Annotated in this window: 15 protein-coding genes; 14 read left to right on the forward strand and 1 reads right to left on the reverse strand. The window is 68.8% G+C overall.

The genetic code is table 11. From position 1 onward, the window contains the following. Positions 1-63: 63 nt before the first annotated feature. Complete coding sequence (locus ABZU75_RS29430) at positions 64-2,904, forward strand: SDR family NAD(P)-dependent oxidoreductase (RefSeq protein WP_355561057.1); 2,841 nt, start codon at positions 64-66, stop codon at positions 2,902-2,904. Further along, on the forward strand, positions 2,873-3,880 hold the full coding sequence (locus ABZU75_RS29435) for a ketoacyl-ACP synthase III family protein (RefSeq protein WP_355560975.1): 1,008 nt from the start codon (positions 2,873-2,875) through the stop codon (positions 3,878-3,880). Before ABZU75_RS29430 ends, ABZU75_RS29435 begins: the two co-directional genes overlap by 32 nt. A gap of 300 nt (positions 3,881-4,180) precedes the next feature. Here ABZU75_RS29435 and ABZU75_RS29440 read toward each other — a convergent pair whose 3' ends face one another. After that, positions 4,181-5,191: an alpha/beta hydrolase gene (locus ABZU75_RS29440; RefSeq protein ID WP_355560978.1), complete on the reverse strand. Its 1,011-nt coding sequence runs from the start codon at positions 5,189-5,191 to the stop codon at positions 4,181-4,183. Positions 5,192-5,308: 117 nt separating this feature from the next. On the opposite strand from ABZU75_RS29440, the gene ABZU75_RS29445 reads away from it, so the two are divergent. From ABZU75_RS29445 to ABZU75_RS29500, 12 genes are all read left to right on the forward strand, one after another. Further along, positions 5,309-6,388: a hypothetical protein gene (locus ABZU75_RS29445; protein WP_355560981.1), complete on the forward strand. Its 1,080-nt coding sequence runs from the start codon at positions 5,309-5,311 to the stop codon at positions 6,386-6,388. Next, positions 6,385-7,503 carry a DUF5624 domain-containing protein gene (locus ABZU75_RS29450; protein WP_355560984.1) on the forward strand — a complete coding sequence of 373 codons (1,119 nt, stop codon included), beginning with the start codon at positions 6,385-6,387 and terminating at the stop codon, positions 7,501-7,503. The genes ABZU75_RS29445 and ABZU75_RS29450 overlap by 4 nt, the downstream gene beginning before the upstream one ends. Before the next feature lie 9 nt (positions 7,504-7,512). Continuing rightward, the gene (locus tag ABZU75_RS29455) at positions 7,513-8,712 is read left to right on the forward strand and encodes an amino acid ABC transporter substrate-binding protein (RefSeq protein ID WP_355560987.1); all 1,200 of its coding nucleotides are present in this window, start codon (positions 7,513-7,515) and stop codon (positions 8,710-8,712) included. Beyond that, positions 8,712-9,584 carry a branched-chain amino acid ABC transporter permease gene (locus ABZU75_RS29460; protein WP_350928399.1) on the forward strand — a complete coding sequence of 291 codons (873 nt, stop codon included), beginning with the start codon at positions 8,712-8,714 and terminating at the stop codon, positions 9,582-9,584. Before ABZU75_RS29455 ends, ABZU75_RS29460 begins: the two co-directional genes overlap by 1 nt. Further along, positions 9,581-11,305, forward strand: a complete 1,725-nt coding sequence (locus ABZU75_RS29465; protein ID WP_355560991.1) for a branched-chain amino acid ABC transporter ATP-binding protein/permease — start codon at positions 9,581-9,583, stop codon at positions 11,303-11,305. The genes ABZU75_RS29460 and ABZU75_RS29465 overlap by 4 nt, the downstream gene beginning before the upstream one ends. Further along, entirely contained in the window at positions 11,302-12,015 is a 714-nt protein-coding gene (locus ABZU75_RS29470) for an ABC transporter ATP-binding protein (RefSeq protein WP_355560994.1), read from the forward strand. The genes ABZU75_RS29465 and ABZU75_RS29470 overlap by 4 nt, the downstream gene beginning before the upstream one ends. Then, positions 12,012-12,758, forward strand: a complete 747-nt coding sequence (locus ABZU75_RS29475; protein WP_355560997.1) for an aldolase/citrate lyase family protein — start codon at positions 12,012-12,014, stop codon at positions 12,756-12,758. Before ABZU75_RS29470 ends, ABZU75_RS29475 begins: the two co-directional genes overlap by 4 nt. Then, a complete protein-coding gene (locus tag ABZU75_RS29480; protein ID WP_355561000.1) occupies positions 12,755-13,597 on the forward strand; it encodes an amidohydrolase family protein in 843 nt (280 codons plus the stop codon). Before ABZU75_RS29475 ends, ABZU75_RS29480 begins: the two co-directional genes overlap by 4 nt. 23 nt (positions 13,598-13,620) lie before the next feature. Next, positions 13,621-14,199 carry a TetR/AcrR family transcriptional regulator gene (locus tag ABZU75_RS29485; RefSeq protein WP_355561003.1) on the forward strand — a complete coding sequence of 193 codons (579 nt, stop codon included), beginning with the start codon at positions 13,621-13,623 and terminating at the stop codon, positions 14,197-14,199. A gap of 303 nt (positions 14,200-14,502) precedes the next feature. Further along, positions 14,503-16,422: a GAF domain-containing protein gene (locus ABZU75_RS29490; RefSeq protein ID WP_355561006.1), complete on the forward strand. Its 1,920-nt coding sequence runs from the start codon at positions 14,503-14,505 to the stop codon at positions 16,420-16,422. Positions 16,423-16,568: 146 nt separating this feature from the next. Beyond that, complete coding sequence (locus tag ABZU75_RS29495) at positions 16,569-17,861, forward strand: hydroxymethylglutaryl-CoA reductase, degradative (RefSeq protein WP_355561009.1); 1,293 nt, start codon at positions 16,569-16,571, stop codon at positions 17,859-17,861. A gap of 6 nt (positions 17,862-17,867) precedes the next feature. Next, positions 17,868-19,937, forward strand: coding sequence for a hydantoinase/oxoprolinase family protein (locus ABZU75_RS29500; RefSeq protein WP_355561012.1), 2,070 nt, complete (start codon positions 17,868-17,870; stop codon positions 19,935-19,937). Positions 19,938-19,952 lie beyond the last annotated feature (15 nt).

Raw genomic sequence — 19,952 nt, forward strand, 5'->3', positions numbered from 1 at the left:
TTGGCGACGTTGCACGCCCATGGGCTGAGCCCGGACTGGGACGCGCTTTATCCCGCTCCACCGGTGACCGGTCGGCCGGAGTTGCCGACGTATCCCTTCCAGCACCAGAGTTACTGGCTCACCCCGACGGAGAGAACAACCGACGTCCCATCGTACGATCTCGAATTCTGGCGCGCCGTAGAGAACGATGATCCGGGAGAGGTGGCCTCTCTGTTGAACATCGTCGATGACGAGCGGATCGCCTCCCTGAGGCCCCTGCTCAAGGACCTCGGGGACTGGCGTCTTGGGAGAAAGGATCGTGCGGGCACGGGGGATTGGCATTACCAGCTCACGTGGCGGCGGCTGGATCGAGAAGTGCCGCGACTGTCCGGTACCTGGCTGGTCGTCACAACGCCCGAACAAGCCGATATGGGCCAAGTATCGGCGACTTCCAGTGCAATGACCGAGCAGGGGGCGAAGGTCGTCACCCTCGTGGTCGCCGACACCCTCTCCCGGGAGGACCTGACTCGACACGTTCACGACATGGTCAGATCACTCTCGCCGTCGAGCGCGGATTCAGGCACCAACGACCGATCTGGCGGAGGTAGGTCATCCGCCTTGGCGGGAGTCGTCTCCTGGCTCGCCCTGGACCGGCGCTCTCATCCGGCGTTCCCCCATCTGCCGGCAGGTGTGATCGGCAATCTCAAACTCGTCCAGGCCCTGGAGGGGATCGACGTTCCCCTGTGGGTCCTGACTCGGAACGCGGTGGTCACCGATCCTGACGAACCGTTGGACGATCCGATCCACGCCCTCTCCTGGGGCCTGCACCTTGTGGCACGCCAGGAGAATCCGCACGGCTGGGGAGGGCTGATCGACCTGGTAGAGCACGTCGGAGATGAGGTCGGGACATATATCTGCCAGGCACTCGGTGGCGGTGTCGACGATCAATTCGCTGTCCGGCCGAGAGGACTGCTGCGTCGCCGGCTCAGTCGTAGTGCTGTGCCCCGATCCTCCTCCTATGCGTGGCCTTCCGACGGCACGGTGCTCATCACGGGTGGTACCGGAGAAGTAGGAAAATCTCTCGCCAAGCGGATCGTGCACAGTGGCGCCAGACACCTGCTTCTGCTGAGCCGCAGTGGGCCAGAAGCGCCGGGCGCCTCACGGTTGGTCGATGAAGTGCGTGCTCTGGGCGCCGAGATCCGGATCGTCGCCTGCGACATCGCGGATCGTTCCGCTCTGGCGGGGGTGATCGCCGATATTCACCCCAGCCAGCCGCTGCGGACAGTCATTCACATGGCCGGTACGTTCGACGACGCCATGCTGTCCGACCTCACAGAAGAACGACTGGAGAACGCTCTGCGGGCGAAGGTCGACGGTGCGCTGAACCTCCATGAGCTGACGAAATCCCTTGACCTCTCAGAGTTCATCCTGTTTTCGTCCACGGCCGTCATCCTGGGAGGAAAGGGGTTCGCGAGTTACGCGGCGGCGAACGCCTTCCTGGATTACCTCGCACATCAGCGTCGTGCCCAAGGTCTTCCGGCCCACTCGATCGCGTGGGGGATCTGGGAAGGCAGGGACCACACCTTCCCTCATCACGGCCTGAGAAGAATGCAGACGCAGCGGGCTCTGGTCGCGCTCGAGCAGGTGCTGACCGAGGACCGGCCGACCGCTGTCATCGCCAGCTTCGATTGGGGTAACTTCTACCCGCTCTACACCGCCTATCGTCCGTGCTCCCTGTTCGATGAGATCCCGGAAGTCGCGCGCATCCGCCAAAACCCTGTCGTCTCCTCCGGATCCGGCGACGCGTTGGCGGTGCAACTGGCGGAACTACCCCCGGAACGGCAGCGCCACCACCTCCTGAGCGTCGTCCAGACCACCGTCGCAACCGTGCTCGGCCACAGTGACTCCGACGGAATACCGCTCGAACACTCCTTCAAGGATCTCGGCCTGGACTCGCTGACCGCTCTCGAACTTCGTAAGCACCTCAAGCGGGTCATCGGCCTGGAGCTTCCAGCCACCCTCATTTACGACTATCCGACCTCGCAGGCCCTCGCCGCCTACATTCACCGGGAGCTCTGCCCAGACGACAGCGGCAAGGACGCCGGCCCGATCCTCTCACTTCTCAGGCAGGCGATATCAATCGACAAGCCTGAGCAAGGGGCTGATCTACTGCTGACCGCGTCGCAGCTGCGTCCGTCATTCGACGACCTCTCCGCTGTGGCGCGACCGCTGCCCTCAACTTCGCTGTCCCAGGGGCCCGTGCAACCGGCGCTGGTGTGCCTCTCATCGGGTGAGTCCGAATATCTCAAATTCGCGAGAGCACTCGAAGGAATTCGCGACGTCTCCGCGGTCACCCTGCCTGGGTTCTCCAGCGGAGATCTTCCCGCGAACGTGGCGGTCATGGCCGAGAGCGTGATCAGGGCACTTCCGGAGTCCCTTCACGGGAAGCCGGTCGTACTGGTCGGCAACTCGCTGACGTGTCTTCCGGTGTGCGCGACAGCACTGGCACTGGAACAGCTGAACTCGCCGCTCGCGGGTGTCGTGCTGATCGATCCCCCTGGGAACGCGGCGAACGGACACCGCGACGAACTTTCCCTCCTTCTGCGGAGAATGGCAGGCAAGGAGGGGCCCGATGTCCCTTCCGACGAGCGACTCACCGCAACCGCGTGGTACAGCGAACTCTTCCACCGCTGGGAACCCACGAAGATCGAAACCCCGATCCTCCTCGTCCGGCCAGGTCACGCACGCTCTTCCTCGCGGTTCCCGATCGCGTCCGCGGAAGCTCCGAAGGTGGCGACCGTTCCCGCCGGGACCGACGTACTCGAAGAACACTCCGCGCTCATCGGCCTGACCGTGAGTAACTGGCTGATGGATCTGGCGCGGAGCACAGCCAATGAAACAGGTGGGAACATTGCTCTGGGATAGCATCTTCATCTCCGGCACAGGGAGATTCCTGCCGCCCCGGGTGAACGTCGAGGACGTGCTGAGCGGCAGCTCCATAAGCGCGAATCCGACCAGCCTCAAGCTGTCCGACTGGGCGTCCCTCACCATTTCGCGGGACCACTCGGCAGCGGAGATGGCGGGGATGGCGGCAGTTGACGCGATGAAGAATTCGGGATGCAACGCCGATGACATCGCGTCGCTCGTCTACGCCTGTTTGGATGATCAGGAACATTTCGCGCCTGTCTGTCACGTGCAACGGGTTCTCGGCGTGCCCGAAGCGCTGGCATTCGAACTGGGAGCGGCGAGCAACGGGGGAGCGACAGGCCTCGTCGTCGCGGCGAGCTTGCTGAGATCCGACCCTTCCGCCAACGCCGCGATGGTCACCGCGGCCGGTCGCTACCATGCGGGTAGGTTGGGGCGATGGCAGGAATCGCTGGGCGTCTTCCTTTCGGACGGTTCCGCCGCGGCGGTTCTGTCACGCGAGGGCGGGTATGCCCGGCTGATATCCAGTTCTCACACCTCCGCGTCTGAGCTCGAATCGCTCGTCGCGGTCCGGGGAGATTTGGACAACGGGAATATCATGCTGGCCCAGAAGACCAGTCTCGGGCCCTACCTCCCCATCATCCGAGATGCCGGCATAAAAACAGTGAAGCAGGTGCTGGAGGAGTCGGGAGTCGAGTTGTCGGAGGTGGCGAAGGTCGCAGTGACCGGGGTCGGCCTCGCGCAGCTCTCCGCTCTGATCCTGGAACCCCTGGGTATCGCGCAGAGCCGTACCACGTGGGAGTTCTTACGAGAAACCGGCCACGTCGGTCCCTCTGACGCGCTCCTCGGTATCGATCACCTTCTCCGCGGTGGACAACTCCAAGGGGGGGAGAAGATTCTCGTTATCGGCATGGGAATAGGCTTCCGATTCACCACTTTGCTCCTCGAAGTCTGTGACCCACCCGTTCCGAAGTAGTCCGGAGCCGCCGACGGCACTGTCTCCAAGTTGGTGTCTGAGGGGTGTGGGCTTCCCCTCGTAACGTGGAGACCGGGCCGGGAGCGGCAGGTCGAGTACCGGCCCGACCGTGTTCTGGCGCTTGACAGCGCCCTGACCTCGCTGACCTAGCCATCCAGGTAGCGGTGGAAGATCTCAGCCCCGGGTCCACCGCCTTCCACCCCCCACGCCCCTGCGACCCCGGTCGCAGGGGCGTGGGCCATGTCCGTCTCCGGCGCAACCGCCTGCGGGTCCGGACCCCGGACCGCCCGCATGAGCTCGTCAGCCGAGATGAGCGCGGAAGAACGACGCCAGCGTGCTGAAGCTCAGTGGAGGCTCAGTGCTGGTCACGGGCTCACCACAGCGTTTCGAAGTCTGCACGGTCCTGGCCGGGAAGGGCTCCGACAGGCCGCCGGTGAAGGGGAAGAAATGGTCCTGCCCGTGCAAGGTGAAGAAACGGACGCTTCCGCAGGCCTCCCTGAGCGCGGAGAACAGCAGCCGGCTTTGCCCGATGGGGATCACGGTATCGGCGTCACCGTGCCCGATGAGGAACGGCGGGGGCCGCCGCCCGGAAGCCAGATGGGTGATGGGGTTGGCCTGCCTCAGCAGAGCAGGAGAACACGACTGCACGCCGTCCGGACAGCCAAGGTAGGTGGCCACCGCTCCCGCCAGGAGCGGGTTGTCAGCCAGCGCTGACAAATCGGCGGGCCCCGAAAGATCCGCCACCGCCTGAACACAGCTGGAGGGGCCGCGTCCACCCACATTGCCTTCCAGCGCGGAAACCCCACAACTCGTGCCCGCCAGGGCGGCAAGCTGCCCACCCGCAGATCCGCCCCACAGGCCGATCCGGCCGTTGAGGCCGTAGCGGAAGCTGTTGGCGCGCAGATACCGGATCGCGGCCTTCACCTCGTGGATCTGCTGCGGGAACTTGGCGCTCGTGCTCAGGGTGTAGTTGACGGAGGCAACAGCAAATCCCTGCGAGAGCAGTGATGTCCACTCAGGGATCCGCTGCAGCTCGCTCTTGTCTCCGGCGGACCAGCCACCGCCGTGGATGTAGACGATCACAGGCGCCCACCGGGCGCCCTTTGGTACGTACAGGTCCAGGACCTGCTGGTTGCCTCCGGATGCGTAGGCCACATCGGAGTAGGTGGTGTAGCCGTCGGACCTCACGGAGCGCACGCGCTCGTCGGCTCCGCTTGCCTGCGCCGGAGCGACGAGAACGCCGAGGCAGGCCGATGCCGCCGCCGACAAGGCGACTACGCGTCCCAGACGCGCTTTCAGGCCTAGGTGCACACTGATCCCCTCTCAAGATGAAGATGAATTCAAATTCACCCCTTGAGCATGGGTTGTCAACCCCAGCCGATGCCTGCATGATGAATCCGAATTCACATTCGCTGTGAGGAGGATCACATGTATCTCGTGGAGTCGTGTCGCATCCGCACCTCAGGTGCCCGGGCGGTGGAGCTCTTCCAGGTTGACGGCCTCTCACTGCTGGCCATCCCGCAGCTGGCCGTCGATGTGCCCGGGCAACCGCCCGGCATGAACGGTGGCGACAGCGACACCGAGCTGCGGGTGCTCCGCCGTACAACCGAAGGTTTCGAGCCCTTCCAGAGCCTTCGGGTGCCGGGCGGTGAGGACGCGGAGTTCTTCCGGATCGGCCGGCGGGCGTTCCTGGCGACCGCGAGCATCCGCCGCGGCCAAGGCCCCTATGAGTTCGGCGTGGACTCCCAGCTGTACGAATGGGACGGCGCGCGCTTCGTCCCTTTCCAGAGCGTGCCCGGCTTCGCGGCCAAGCAGTGGCGGCACTTCACGCTGGCCGATCAGCACTTCCTGGCCCTGGCACAGGGGCTTCCGCTGCCTGGGAGCCGGCCGTCGCGGATCTACCGATGGAATGGCCGGGCCTTCGAACCGTTCCAGGAGATCGCCTCCGAGCAGGGCTACAACTGGCACGCCTTCCGGGTGGCGGGGCACGACTTCCTCGCCCACGCCGACCACCTCGCTCCGTCCGTCCTGTACCGCTGGGACGGAGCGCGCTTCGCCGTACACCAGAAGCTGGCCGAGCAGCACGGCCGGGCTTTCGCCTCCTTCAGCGCCGACGGCGAGGAGTATCTACTCGTCGGCTGCATCCTCAGCCCGTCGCGGCTACTGCGCTGGGATGGCGAGTCGTTCGTGGAGCACGCCGTGCTGGACGGGCTCGGCACCCGCGAGTTCGCGGTCCTGCATGGCAGGGGCGGCCTGTACGTGCTGCGGGTCAACTTCATTCACGGCACCCCCGCCGCGCCGACGACCGCGTTGAGTTCCCAGCTCTACCACTGGCAGGACGGTGGGCTGCGTGTCGTCGAGGAGTTCCCCACCAGCGGCGGCACGGACGTCGCCGTCTTCACCGACGACCGGGGGCCATTCGTGGCGGTCTCCAACGGGCTCAGCGCCGACGTGCGGTTCGCCACCGAGAGCGTCATCTACCGCTTCATCGAGCAGGAGCACCAGTGACCGAGGAGTTCATCCGGCTGTTCACCACCTACACAGCCGATCCGGACAGCATCGGCAGGAGGCTGGGTCGCGCGGTCACCGATCGCGCGCGCAACAACCCGCTGATCGCCGCGACGGCCACCGACCTCGCGCTCTACCCGGGAGACGGCAGGCCACCCACGGTCGAAGGGTTCCGGCTCTCGAGCAGGGGCTTCAAGGAGCTGACGGCGATCTCCCACCTGGGTCCCGCCGTGGCTTCGCTGGTCAGGCTCCGCGACCTGGGCGAGGAGTCCTGGCGGAAGGCCGCCGAGCGCCTGCTGACCGAGGTCAAGGCCACCCGCGCCGCCAACAGCACCGAACTGTGGCGGGACCGGATCGCGGTCGAGGCCTACCGGGGCAGGGAACGTGAGATCGCCGACATGGTCGACCACGCGTGCGCGGTGACCGCCCGCTACCTCACGGCCGCGCTGGACGACGAGGAGTATCTCACTCCCGAGACGCTCCGCCGCGACTACCTCGACAACGGCATCAACTCAATGATGGTGGCCACGTTCTTCCTGGTCAGCCTCGACATCAGCTTCCGCATCACGCGCTGGTTCACCGAGCAGGACCTGGCCTGGGAGCGGGCCATGGTGGTGATCGCGGGCAGGCAGGGTCGTCCGACCGCGGGCGTCACCTGGAACACCAGCAGCGTGGCCACGATGATCCTCGCCGCCTCGCGCGGCCGCCTTCCGTTGGATCGCGTGTACGTGGCCCCGCACGCGCCCACCTTCCCCTCCCCCGCCGACGGCGACCTCACCCAGGTGATCGCGCTGGAGGAGGACCTGCGCACCCTCTGGTGCAGCACCAGGGCCACCGTCGAACTCGGCGACGTGATGTTCGACGGCTATCCGCGCTACGCCCCTGGCCGCCTCACGCTCCCCGACGTCACCGACCCCGGCGTCGCCGAGGTGAGCGAGATGCCCGCCATCCACTCGGCCGACGACATGCGTGCGCTTGTGACCAGGCTCCGCATCGTGCTGGAGGACCCGAGGCAGCTGCTGTCCAGCTGCGTCACCGACTTCGCCGCCGCCTCCCTGGTGGCGGCGGGCAACGATCCCACCCAGGTAGTGGTGCCTGGGCTGACCGACCTCTGAGAGCGAACCATGACCATTGACCGGCGCTCGTTCCTCATCGGCGCATCACTGCTGTCGCTGACCACCGCATGCGGTGCGTCAGGCTCCTCCTCCTCGAACTCACTCAAGATCGGCGCATCGTTGCCGCTCACCGGCCCGGCCGCGGACGTCGCCGACCCCGGCTACAAGGGCTACCAGGTCTGGCAGAGCCAGATCAACGCGCGCGGCGGGCTTCTGGGCCGCAAGGTGGAGTTCGTCATCCTGGACGATGGCTTCGACCAGAACACCGTGGTCTCCAACTACAACCGGCTGATCACCCAGGATCGGGTGGACCTGCTGATCGGCACGTTCTCCTCGTTCCTGAACCTGCCGGCTTCGACCGTCGCCGACCGCAACCGCATGCTCTACATCGAGCCGTCAGGTGGTGCGGCGGAGATCTTCTCGCGCGGTCACACCAGGCTGTTCTTCAGCCAGCCGGGCACGACCGACACCGCGCATCGGCCGTTCGCCGCTTACGTGGAGGGACTGAAGGAGCGGCCCGCCACCGCGGCCTACCTGTACCAGGACGACCCCAGCACCGACGTGCCCGTCCAGAACCTCCAGAAGACCTTTGAAGGGCTCGGCATCAAGACCGTCTACGGGCAGAAGTACCCGCCGGACACCAAGAACTTCGACGCGATCGCCAACGCGATCCGGCAGGCCAACCCCGCCCTGCTGGTGCACGGCGCGCTGGAGGTCGACGGCGTGGCCGTGGTCCAGGCCCTGCAGCGGATCGGCTTCACCCCGTCGATCCTCTACCAGACCAGGGCGCCCTCCAGCGTCAACACCTACCCGCAGGCCATCGGCGCCACGAACACCGAGGCCGTCTTCACCGCCGGCAGTTGGCATCCAGCCTCGAAGTATCCGGGCAACGCCGAGTTCGTCGCGGATTACCGCAAGCAGTTCAAGCAGGAACCGAGCGAGGACGCCGCCAACTCCTACACCGCGGCGCAAGTGCTTCAAGCCGGCGTCCAAGCCGCCGGCAAGCTCGACCAGGATGCGATCGCCGCCTGGCTGCACGCCAACACGGTCGACACCATCGTCGGCCCGCTGAAGTGGGACGAGCGCGGCGTTCCCGACGGCAGCCTGCTGCTGATGCAGTGGCAGCGCGGCAAGCTGGAGGTCGTCGCCCCGGCCTCGGCCGCGACCGTCACCTCCGTGATCGCCGCCAAGCCGAGCTGGGCGACCTGATGCAGGCGTTGCTCTTCGGCCTACTCGTCGGCGGCGTATACGCCCTGGCCAGCAGCGGCCTGACGCTGATCTTCGGCGTCATGCACATCGTCAACCTGACCCACGGCGCGATCCTCATCGCCGGGGCATTCCTCACCTACAGCATCTGCACGGCGACGGGCCTCGACCCCTTCGCGACGATCCCCGTCACCGGCACTGTGCTGTTCGGCCTGGGCTGGCTCATCCACAAGCTCGTCATCCAGCGGGCCGAGCGCGGCGGTGAGGGCACGATCATCCTCTCCACGCTCGCGCTCGCCATGATCCTGGAGGGAATCACCATCCTCATCTGGGGCCATGAACCGCACACCGTCGCCACCTCCTACGCCCGCACGTCCATCCGGCTCGGCGACCTGGTCTTCCCCACGGCCCAGGTGTACGGCTCCGCGTGCGCGCTGGCCCTGCTGGCCGCGCTGTACGTGGTGCTCAACCACACGTGGCTGGGCAGAGCCGTACGCGCGGCCACGGCCAACCCGCAGGGCGCCGAACTCGTCGGCATCCGGGTGGAGCGGGTCAACGTCGCCGCCTTCGCCCTCGGCGTCGCGCTGACCGGCGCGGCGGGCTCGATCCTCGCGGTCCTGTCTCCCTTCACCCCGGACTCCGGGGAGCAGTGGATCGGCCTGGGGCTCGCCATCGTGGTGCTCGGCGGCATGGGCAGCCTCGGCGGCGCGCTGATCGGCGCCCTGGTCCTCGGCGTGGCCGAGACACTGACGGCCACCTACGGGTCGCCCTCGTGGGCCACTGCCATGCCCTTCGCCGTCATCGTGCTGACCCTCCTGCTGCGCCCGCAGGGGATCTTCGGCGTTCGAGTTCGACAGGATGTGGTCAGCGCATGAGGATCCTGATCATCGCGGCCGGCGGCGCCCTTCTCGCGCTGCCCGTGCTGTGGGGCGACGCCTACTACCTGAACATGCTCATCCTGATCTTCCTCCTGGCGATCATGGCCAGTTCCTGGAACATCATGGGTGGCTACACCGGCTACATCTCCCTCGGGCAGAGCGCCTTCCTCGGCGTCGGCGCCTACACGACCGCCATCGCGGCCAACGCGTGGTCGATCTCCCCGCTTCTGGCCGCCCCCCTGGGCGGCCTCGCGGCGGGGGCGCTCGCCGCCGTCCTCGGCCTGGTGACCTTCCGGGCACGAGGCAACGCGTTCATCATGATCACGTTCGCGATGCTCTACCTGCTCGGCATCGTGGCGCTGAACTGGACGTGGGTCACGAACGGAAACGACGGCATGATCCTTCCCACGCCGACCTGGAGTAGGGACTACGCCCTCTGGCCCTTCTACTACGCCCTGCTCGGCCTGCTGATCCTGACGCTGGTGATGTCGAAGGCGATCGCCTCCGCACGCTTCGGCCTCGGGCTGACGGCCATCCGCGAGGACGAGGAGAAGGCCGCGGGCATCGGCGTCAACACCTCGGCGACCAAGCTCGCCGCCTTCGTGGCCAGCAGCGTGCCCATCGGCGTGGCGGGCGGCTTCTACGGCTACTACCTGGGCTTCCTCGACTCCAGAGCCATGTTCAGCATCGTCACCAGCATCATGATCGTGCTCGCCGCCCTGCTCGGTGGCTCGGGCACGCTGTGGGGCCCCGTGCTGGGCGCCTTCCTGCTGGAGCCGTTCTCCCAGCTGACCAACCAGCTGTTCACCGGTCCGACCGCGGGCGCCTGGCGGCTGGTCGTCTTCGGTGGGCTGCTCCTGGCCATCCTGCTCTTCCTGCCCAAGGGCATCATTCCCGGGGTACAGCAGGCGCTGGCCAGAAAGCGACCGGCCGCCGTGGGCAAACGCCTGGCCCTCGCCGCCGTCCCGTCCTGGCTCGCGGTCGGCGACGGGGGGCGATTGGAGGTGCACGGCATTCGCAAACGCTTCGGCGGGCTCACCGTCCTCGACGGCCTGGACCTCACCGTCGAGCCCGGCTCGATCACCGGGTTGATCGGGCCGAACGGATCCGGCAAGACCACGCTGTTCAACCTTATCGACGGCGCGATGAAGCCGGACAGCGGCACGATCCTGCTCGACGGCCGGCGGATCGATGCCGCGAGCCGGTGGGCACGCAGCCAGGCGGGGCTGGGCCGTACCCACCAGATCACCCGGCTGTTCCCCCGGTTGTCGGTGCTGCGGAACGTCGTCGCCGGATCCAACGGGTCCTGGGCGGCTCCGGCGATCACCGGTGTCCAGGCCGCCAGGGGCGCTGAGCTCCTCGATCTCGTCGGGCTCGGCGACTATCGTGACCTGCCCGCCGGCGAGCTCTCCTACGGCCAGCAGAAGCTCGTCGAACTGATCCAGATTCTCCTGCTCCAGCCCCGCCTGGTGCTGCTCGACGAACCGGCGGGCGGTATCAACCCGACGCAGATCGAGCAGATGGGCGCCCTGATCCGCGAACTCAACCGGACCGGGACCACCTTCCTGATCGTCGAGCACAACATGCCCTTTGTGCTCGGGCTCTGCGACACGGTCCACGTCCTGGCAGGCGGCCGCCGCATCGCCTCCGGCACGCCGCAGGAGGTGCGGAGCGATCCGCTGGTGCTGGACGCCTACCTGACGGGAGCGAGCCAATGATCTCGATGACCGGTGTCTTCGCCGGGTACGGCGGCGGCGACGTGCTGCAGGGGCTGGACCTGGAGGTCCTCCCCGGCTCGGTGACCTGCATCGTCGGCCCCAACGGCGCGGGCAAGTCCACCGTGCTGCGGACCATCAGCGGCCAGCTCGCACCGCGTCTCGGTGCGATCCGCTTCGACGGCCGTGACATCGCCGGACGGCACCCCGCCGAGCTGATCAAGGCGGGGATTGTGCAGGTGCCGCAGAAGAACGGCCTGTTCCCCGCGATGACCGTCGCGGAGAACGTACTTCTCGGCGGCTACCTGCGCCGCCGCGAGAAGACGTATCTGCAGGGGCGCTTCGCCCGGCTCGCCGAGCACTTCCCGATCATCGCTGAGCGGAGCGGCGAGCCGGCGGGGAACCTGTCCGGCGGGCAGCGGCGAACCGTCGAGTTCGCCAGGGCGCTCATGCTGGAACCGGCGATGGTGCTGCTCGACGAGCCGTCTCTGGGGCTCGACCCGCGCTCGCTCGGTCTGGTGGGAGATGCCGTGAACGCCATGCGCGACAGCGGCATCACCGTGCTCATCGTGGAACAGAACGTGCGCTTCGGGCTCGGGATCGCCGGCCACGGCGTCGTCATGGAGAGCGGCCGCGTGCTCATGGCGGACTCCGCCCGGACGATTCTCGACGACCCGGAGATGGGCGCGCTCTTCCTGGGCGGCGCCCCGTGAGCGCCTTCCTGGACCGGCTGCGGCAAGGGCTGCCGACGCTCATGCTCGGCATCCGCGGCAGCCGTACCTCCGAGGTCGTGCGGATGGCACACGCGACCGGCCATCACGCCGTTCTGGTCGACCTGGAACACTCCACCATGTCCACCGATGTGGCCGCGCAGCTCTGCTTGGCCGCCGACAGTCTGGGAATGACGCCGCTGGTGCGAGTGCCGGAGCGCGAATACGGCATGATCGGCCGGCTCCTGGACGGTGGCGCCCACGGCATCGTCGCCCCGCGGGTCGAGACGGCGGACGAGGCACGGCGGATCGCCCGCGCCTGCCGGTTCCCGCCGCGCGGGCAACGCTCGCAGACCGCCCAGGTGCCTCAGTACGGTATGCGTCCGGTGCCCGCCAGGGAGCTGAACCCGGCGCTCGACGCCGCGGCCGTGGTGCAGATCCTCATCGAGACCCCGGCGGGGATCGCCAACGCCGACCGCATCGCGCAGGTGGACGGCGTGGACATGCTCGCGATCGGTGTCAACGATCTCACCGCGGAGCTCGGCATGCCCGGCGCCTACGACGATCCACGAGTGCTCGACGCGATCGCCACCGCGGCCGCGGCCTGCCGTACGCACGGGAGGTTACTGGCGGTCGGCGGCATGCCCGCGGCCGGGCTCGCCGGTGTCTGCCCACTCCGAATCACCGGGATGGACTCCGCCCTGCTCTTCCAAGCCATCAGCTCTGCCGCGAAGGATGCGTCATGACCCTTCGGACCACGCCCATGCGGGCCACGACGAGCAACACCCGGCCGGGTTTCACGATGCCACCGCTGAGCTGTGACGCCCATTTCCACGTGTTCGAGCCCGGCTACGCACATGTTCCCGACCCGCTCTACACCTTTCCCGACGGCACACTCGACCAGTACCTTCGCCTGACCGACTGGCTCGGCATCGAGCGGATGGTGCTGGTGCAGCCGACCTTCTACGGCACCGACAACAGCCTGCTGCTCGACGTGCTGCGCAAAGTGGGTCCGCGCTGCCGCGGCGTGGTCCGGATCGAGGACTCCGTGAGCGACGCGGAGCTCGACCGCTTCCACGAGGCGGGGGTGCGGGCGATCAGGCTCGACCTGTTCGCCCGCGCGTCGTGGCGCACCGACGAGCTCATCGCCTACATCCGCGCGATGGCCCAGCGCGCCTGGCCGCGCGGCTGGCACCTGCAGTTCTACACGCCGGGCGCGGTCGTGCGGAATCTCCTGCCCTTCCTCGCCGAGCTCGAGCACCCCTTCGTCATCGACCACATGGGGTACGGGATGGACCTCGACGGGCTGCTGCCGCTGCTCGCGGGCGGGCACTGCCATCTCAAGCTGTCGGGACCGTACCGGCTGGCCAAAGACGGGCCGCTGTCGGCCGTCGAGCCGCTGGCCCGCGCGCTGGTCGAGGCCCACCCCGACCGGCTGCTGTGGGGCTCGGACTGGCCGCACCTGCCCGACGGCCAACGCGACACCGGCGAGTTGCTGAGTCTGCTGGCCGATTGGGCGCCCACCCCGGAAGATCGCCACCGGATCCTCGTCGAGGCGCCCGGAAGGCTGTTCTACGGGCAGTAATCTCGGTGATGGGGAGGTATCTGGTGAAGTCCAAGCGTACCGAGGCAGAGCTCAAGGACGCCGCGCGGCGGCTGTTGACCCGCAAGAGCTATGCCGAAATCAAGATCACCGATATCACCGCGGAGGCGGGGAAGGCGGTGGGCTCGTTCTACCGCTATTTCGAGGACAAGGACACCCTGCTCGCCTCGCTGGCCGGGGACTTCCAAACGGCGCTGCGCTCCCATGTCGTCGATCACCTCGGTCACGAGCACTCGCTCTCCACGACCGACGACATCCGCCGCCACGTCGGCGCGTACTGGGCCACCTACCGCGAACACCTGCCGGAGATCGTCGGTATCTTCCAGGCGTCCATGTCCAGCGGAACCTTCCGCCACATCCACGACGAACTACGCCAGCGCCATGTGGAGAACTGGACGCGGCACATCCGCGAGACCGACACCCCGGCGGCCAGGAGCGAGGAGAGCGCCCGGCTGGCCGCGCTCGCAATATCCTGCATGCTGGAGTCCTTCTGTTACCACCGCCTCGCGGAGAGCCCGGGAGGCGACGACGACGAGGACATCGAAACCCTGACCCAGCTGATCGCCAGGGGGTTGCTGGGGTGACCGGTGAGTGACCTGAACGGGCCGCCTCCGCACCGTGACCATGACCGCGGAGCCTATCCGGTGGGACCGCCCCGGCCGTACCTGGAGAATCGGCTCTTGCGATCAGTGGGGGACTGTCTGCGATCACTCTGATCAGCGCGCGTCAGCCCTGTTGTCCGGGCCAACCCGGAAGGATCGGCGACGGAGTCGGCTCGGGCCGGTGGATCCGGACGCCCACCTGCTTGAGGAAGGGCCGCCGGAGGCCGGATACACCGTGGCCACGTCCATACCGGCAGGTGAGACGGGGCCCATATGCTGGGGAACATGGTATTGCCCGCGCAGCGGGCGCTGGTGCCCCTGGACTCGGTGCTCGGACTGCTGGACCTGCTGCTCGATGAGACGGCCGACGAGCAGAGCGCCGTCGCGCCACTCGCCGAGTCGCTCGGCGGCGCCGAGCTGACCGGCGTGCTGCGGCGGACGCGGCGGGTGCGGGCGGCGCTGGCGCGGTGGCGCCGGCGCGATCAGGAACTGTCCGCGCTGCTGTCCAGCGCGCGTGAGCTGGCCGAGCTGCGCGATCTGGACGCGCTGCTGGACCGCCTGGTGGCCCGGGCGCATGACCTGGTGGGCACCGATGTGACGTATCTGTCGGAGTTCGACCAGGAGACCGATGAGCTGCGGGTGCGCTCGACGCTGGGCACGTTCGCGCCCGAGTTCCGCCGGCTTCGGGTGCCTCCGGGAAAGGGCCTGGCCGGAAAGGTCGTGTCCACGCGCAGCCCGCAGTGGACGACGAACTATGACCACTATCTCGACGCCCCGCATGACGCGGAGATCGACGAGGCCGTGCGGGCCGAGGGACTGGTGTCGCTGCTCGGTGTGCCGCTGGCGGCGGGCGACCGCGTGCTGGGGGTGCTGTTCGCGGCCAACCGCGACGAGCACGCGTTCACGCCCGAGGAGATCGCGCTGCTGTCGGCGTTCGCCGACCACGCGGCCGTGGTGTTGCAGACGGTGCACCTGCTGGCGCAGGCCCGCGCGTCGGCCGAGGCGGCCCGGGTGGCCAACGAGGATCTCGCGCGCACCATGGCGGCCAGGGAACGCGCCAGCGCGGTGCATCAGGACCTCACCAACGCGGTGCTGCGCGGGGGCACCGCGCACGAGGTGGCCCGGACGCTGGCCGCCTCGCTGGGACGGTCGGTGGAGATCTTCGACCGCGACCTGGCCCCGCTCGCCTCGGCGCGGACCGATGCCTCAGGGGAGTCCTCGCCCATGACCGCGCACGTACGCGCCGCGGTCGAGCGCAGCCGCACCACGGGGCGGTGCGTGTTCCTGGACCCGTCGGATGACGGGGCGTCTGTCGTGGTCGCCGTGGTGGCGGCCGAGACGCTGCTCGGTGCGATCCTCGTCGGCCACGGCGATCTCGCGCTGGGCTCGGTCGAGCGGCGCACGATCGAGCGCGCGGCGCAGATCGTGGCCCTGCTGGCGCTGAAGCGGGAGGCGGTCGCCGAGGCCGAGGAGCGGGTGCGGGGAGAACTGATCTCCGACATCCTGCTGGGCGACGGCGCGCACCGCGAGGAGCTGATGTTGCGGGCCCGCGCCCGCGGGGTCCGTCTGGAGTCGCTGCGCATGGTCGTCGCGGTGCTGGTGCCGCGTGACCGGCGCAGGGCGACCGTGCAGGCGCTCGGCACCTGGCGTCCCGGCCTGCTGGCCAGTGAGCACGCGGGCTGTGTGGTCGTGCTGACGGACGCGGCCGACCCTGACAGCGCGGCGACCGAGGTCCGTGAGTGTGTGCGCCCGCTGACGGGGGCGCCGGTGCTCGTGGTGGCCGACACACCCGTCGCCACCTGGGGCGAGCTGGGCGCCCGGTTCGAGCCGCTGCGCCAGTGCGCCGAGTTGCTGCACGGCATGGGCATCCAGGACACGGCCGTCAACGCGGCGGCCTACCAGCCGTACCTGGCCCTGTTCGGCGCCGGTCGCGACGGGATCGTCGCGTTCACCGAGGCGGTGCTCGGGCCGGTGCTGCGCTGGGACCGCGATCATTCGACCGACCTGGTGAAGACGTTGCGCACCTACGTCGACTCGCACTGCAGCCCGGCGCGGGCGGCGCGAGCGCTGAACGTGCACATCAACACGGTCAACCAGCGCCTGGACAGGATCACCCTGCTGCTCGGCCCCGCGTGGCGCGAGCCGGAGCCGTTCTTTCGCGTCACCGTGGCCGTACGTATGCACGCCCTCGCGACTGGTCTGTGATCTACGTCGATTCACACATGGCAACGGCTTCAACGCCGTGTGATTCACCCATGGGCGCGGCGTTCCGGTCGGACCTAACCTTCCGCACAAGCCGTTTGCGTTTCGGCTCGATTATCAGCCTGTTTCGGCGGTATGCGGGAGGCATCGTGGGTGTTCACAGCCGGCTGGCGGGGTTGCGCGACCTGTCGCCCGGGGAGCGGCGGGCCCTCGCCGAGAAGAGCGCGGGGCTCGATCCCGGCGCGCTCGACGTACTCGATCCGGCCGCCGGGCTCACCCTGGACCAGGCCGACCACATGATCGAGAACGTCGTCGGGGTCCTCGGGGTGCCGGTGGGCGTGGCCACGAACTTCAGAGTCAACGGATCCGACGTCCTGGTGCCGATGGCGACGGAGGAGCCGTCGGTGGTCGCCGCGGCGAGCAACGCCGCGCGCATCGCCCGCGTACACGGTGGCTTCGCCACGACGTGCTCGGCGCCGATCATGCAGGCGCAGGTGCAGGTGCTGGGCGCGGCCGATCCCCACGCGGCGCGGCTGCGACTGCTGGAGGCGCGCGGCGAGCTCGCCGAGCTGGCGAACGCGCAGGACCCGCGCCTGGTGGAGTTCGGCGGCGGCGTACGGGACATCACCGTACGGCTCGTGCCGTCGGGCGAGGACGTCTACGTCGTGCTTCACCTCGTGGTCGACGTGCGGGACGCGATGGGTGCCAACGCGGTGAACACGATGGCGGAGGCCGTGGCGACCAGGGTGGGGGAGATCGCCGGGGGCCGTACCCTGCTGCGGATCCTGACCAACAAGGCGGACCTGCGCCTGGCCAGGGCACGCGCCGTCTTCGACGCCGAGGCACTCGGGGGCTCGCAGGTGGTGCGGGACATCGTGCACGCGGCGGCGCTGGCCGAGGCCGATCCGTACCGGGCGGCGACCCACAACAAGGGCATCATGAACGGCGTCACCGCCGTGGTGCTGGCGACGGGCAACGACACCCGCGCGGTCGAGGCGGGCGCGCACTCCCACGCGGTCGCCCCGGACGGCCGCTACACCTCCCTGTCCCACTTCGAGCGCGACGCCGAGGGCAACCTGTCCGGCTCCCTGGAACTGCCCATGCCGGTCGGCCTGGTCGGCGGGGCCACGAAGGTGCACCCGGTGGCGCGCGCGGCGGTGCGGTTGCTTGGGGTGCGGACCGCGAGCGAGCTGGCCGGCATCGTCGCCGCGGTCGGGCTCGCGCAGAACCTCGCCGCGCTGCGGGCCCTGGCCACCGAGGGCATCCAGCGAGGACACATGTCACTGCACGCGCGCAACGTGGCGGTGACCGCGGGCGCGAGCCCCGAGGAGATCCCCACGGTGGTCGCGCACATGCTCGCCGCCAAGGCGGTACGCGCAGACCGTGCCGAGCAGATCCTGGCCGAGCTCCGTGCCGGAGCCGGTGCAGCCGAAGGAGACTGAGCAGCCATGATTTTGGACGTGGGCATCGACGTCGGGGGCACCTTCACCGACGCCGTCGCCATCGCCGACGGCCGCGCCGTGCGCGGCAAGGCGTTCTCGACACCGGACGTGACCACCGGCATCCTCGCCGCGCTGAGCATCCTGCGCGAGCAGGTCGGGCTGAGCGAGGCGGAGTTCTACCCGGCGATCGACCGGTTCGTGCTCGGCAACACCATCGTCACCAACGCGGTGGACGAGCAGAAGTACGCCCGGGCGGGGCTGCTGACCACCCAGGGCTTCCGGGACACGCTGCGGATCGCCCGCTCCGCGCGTACCGACGAGCGCGACTCGCACAAGCTGGCGCCGCCGCCGGACATCGTGGACCGGCGTCTGATCGTCGAGGTGCCCGAACGCGTCGACGCGCACGGCACCGTGCTGGTGCCGCTGTCGCCCGGCGCCGTGCGTACGAGCGTGGAGCAGGTGCTGGCGGCCGGCGCCGAGTCGATCGCGGTGTGCCTGCTGTGGTCCTTCCGCAACGACGCGCACGAGCGGGCGATCGCCGGCTACCTGCGCGAGCACCACCCGGACGTGCCCTACTCGCTGTCCAGCGCGCTCACCCCGGTGTACCGGGAGTACGAGCGCATGGTGACGACGGCGCTGGACGCGGCGGTCAAGCCGATCGTCGCGACCCACTTCCAGCAGCTCGCCGACGCCCTGGCCGCCAAGGGGTTGCGCACCAGGGTGCAGATCATGCAGGTCCACGGCGGGTTCCTCTCGGTCGAGGAGACCGCGCGGGCACCGATCTCGATGTTCAACTCCGGCCCGGTCGGCGGGGTGACCGGCGCGCGCCTGCTCGGCATGCGGCTGGGCCGGCGCCGGGTGCTCACCGCCGACATGGGCGGTACCAGCCTGGACGCCGCCGCGATCATCGACGACGAGCTGCGGGTGCTGCCGCGGGCCGAGATCGGCGGGCTGCCCACCAGCCTCACCGCGGTGGACATCGAGACCATCGGCGCCGGGGGCGGCAGCCTGGGCTGGATCGACGGCCGCGGGGTGCTGCGCGTCGGCCCGCACAGCGCCGGTTCCGTGCCCGGGCCCGCCTGCTACGACAAGGGCGGCGAGCATCCGGCCGTGACCGACGCCGCGCTGGTCATGGGGCTGATCAACCCCGAGTACTACCTGGGCGGGACGGTCACCCTGTCGCCGGGCAAGGCGCGCGAGGCGATCCGGCGGCACCTCGCCGACCCGCTCGGGCTGTCCGAGGACGCCGCCGCGCACGGCATGTACCGGCTGGCGACCTCGCAGATGGCCAACGCGCTACGCAAGATCACCGTCAACCGCGGGCACGATCCCCGTGAGTTCACCCTGGTCGGCTTCGGCGGCGCCTGCGGACTGTTCGCCGCCGCGATCGCCGCCGATACGGGAGTGGGCGAGGTGATCATTCCACGCAACGCCGCCGTGTTCTCGGCGTACGGGCTCATGCACGCCGACTCGGTCTTCTCCGCGGTCCAGACCAGCCCGTGGACGATGGACCAGCCGGCCGAGGCGCTGGAGAGGGAGTTCGCCGCCCTGGAACAGCGGGCGCGCGACTGGTTCGACGCCGAGGGCATCCCCCAGGACCGCCGCGCGGTCTTCCGCGAGGCCGACATGAAGTTCGTCGGCCAGATCTTCGAGGTGACCACGCGCCTGCCCGAGGAGCCGTTCCGGGAGGGCGACAAGGAGACGCTGCGCCGCCGGTTCGTGGCGGACTACGAGGCCGAGTTCGGCACCGGCACCGCGTGGACCGAGGCCGAGGTGCTGCTGGTCAACTCGCGGGTACGGGCGGTCGGCCGCACCGAGACGCAGACCGTGACCGAGACCCCCGGCCAGGAGCGGCACACCGTCACCACGCGGGAGGTCGTCGAGCCGCTGTCCGGCCACCGCCGCCACGTCGAGGTGCACCGGGGGTTCGGCGCGCTCGGCAAGGCCGAGGGCCCGTGCCTGATCGAGGAACCCGACACCACCGTCTACGTGCCGCCGGCCGCGGCGGTCGAGGTCATCGACGGTGGGCACTTCCTCATCCGCCTGAACCACGCCGGCGCCGGCGACGCCGCCTGATCGAAGGAGACCCCC

Origin of the sequence: Streptosporangium sp. NPDC005286, assembly GCF_040607515.1 — a bacterium.
Taxonomy (GTDB): domain Bacteria; phylum Actinomycetota; class Actinomycetes; order Streptosporangiales; family Streptosporangiaceae; genus Streptosporangium.